Annotated in this window: 2 protein-coding genes; both read right to left on the reverse strand. The window is 74.9% G+C overall.

Annotation, left to right across the window (positions count from 1 at the left end; genetic code table 11):
* On the reverse strand, nt 1-231 hold a 231-nt coding region (locus N869_RS15155), incomplete at its 3' end, for a hypothetical protein (protein ID WP_035063049.1).
* The coding region (locus tag N869_RS15160) for an MFS transporter (RefSeq protein WP_035063050.1) at nt 228-1,260 on the reverse strand (1,033 nt) is incomplete at its 5' end. The genes N869_RS15160 and N869_RS15155, both read right to left, overlap by 4 nt.

The raw sequence follows: 1,260 nt of genomic DNA on the forward strand, positions 1-1,260 counted from the left end.
CGCCGGTGGTCGTGCGACTCGTCGCGCCAGCTCGTGCCACGCAGCGGCGTCCTGCACCGGAGCGGCGAGCACCTGCGCGACGCACGTGACGCCGGCGACGCGGTCGCGGACGCGGCGCGCGGCGAGCACCTCCTCGTCCTCGACGACGAGTACCGAGCGGGGCGGCAGCCGACGCTCGAGCTCCTCGACGAGCACCGAGCTGTAGCTGACGAGCACGTGCGTGATGCTCACGCGACCATCTCCCGGGACCGCGCGGCCCACCGGGTGGCCGGTACGAGAGCCAGCCCCGCGCCGACGAACAGTGCGGCCACCGCCACCCAGCCGCCCGCGCCGAGGGTCGCGACGATCGCCGTAAACAGCAGAGGCGAGATCATGCCGCCGAGGTCCTGCCCGGCGTTGAACACTCCGTGGTACTGGCCCTGAGCCGTCTCGGGGGCGAGGTCGAACGCGAGCTCCCACGCGGCGCAGGCCTGGAACAGCTCTCCGCCGAGGTGCGCGCACGCCGCGAGCAGGATGAGCGCCACCGTCGCCGCCCCGCTGACCAGTCCGCTGGCGCCCAAGGCGACGGCGGCCACCGCCAGCAGCACGGCGGCGAGCCGCCCGGCCCTCGCGGCGGTCGATACGTCGCGCACGCGGCGGCTGGCCGGCACCTGCAGCAGCACGACGCCGACAGCGTTGAGGACGATGGCCGCGGAGACCACCCACAGCGGTGCGTCGGTCCGCTCGGCGACCCACAAGGGCAACGCCGTCGTGATCATCGTCGTGTGCAGCAGCAGGACGGCGTTCAGCCCGGTGATGACGAGGAATGGGCGGTCCCGCGCCGCGGTGTCGAAGCGCAGACGCTTCGGGGGCGCGGGCGTGGTCGGGGGGATCAACGTGCCGACGGCGATGGCAGACGGTCCGGGCACCGGCGTGCTTGCGGCCGTGGGGGGCGCAGCGGCGTCGCGCAAAGATGCGTCGGCCGGAGGTCCGCCGCCGTGCCGTGCCTCCGACGTAGCCGCGCGGCGCGACGCACGGACCCCGGCGGTCGCGACGAAGAGCGCCGCGACGGCGAACGTGAGCGAGTTGATCACGGCCGCGCCTCGGTACGCCTCCGCGGTGTCCCACACGAGCACGAACGAGCCCGCCGCTGCGCCGAGCGCACCTGCGGCGTTGGTCAGCGAGCGCAGGACGGCGCGGAAGCGGACGCGCCCGTCGCGCGGTACGAGGGCCGCGATGAACGCGCCCCGTGTCGCTGCGGCACCGCGCTCAGCGACGGCG

This window comes from Cellulomonas bogoriensis 69B4 = DSM 16987 (genome assembly GCF_000767165.1).
In the GTDB taxonomy this organism is placed as follows: Bacteria; Actinomycetota; Actinomycetes; order Actinomycetales; family Cellulomonadaceae; genus Actinotalea; species Actinotalea bogoriensis.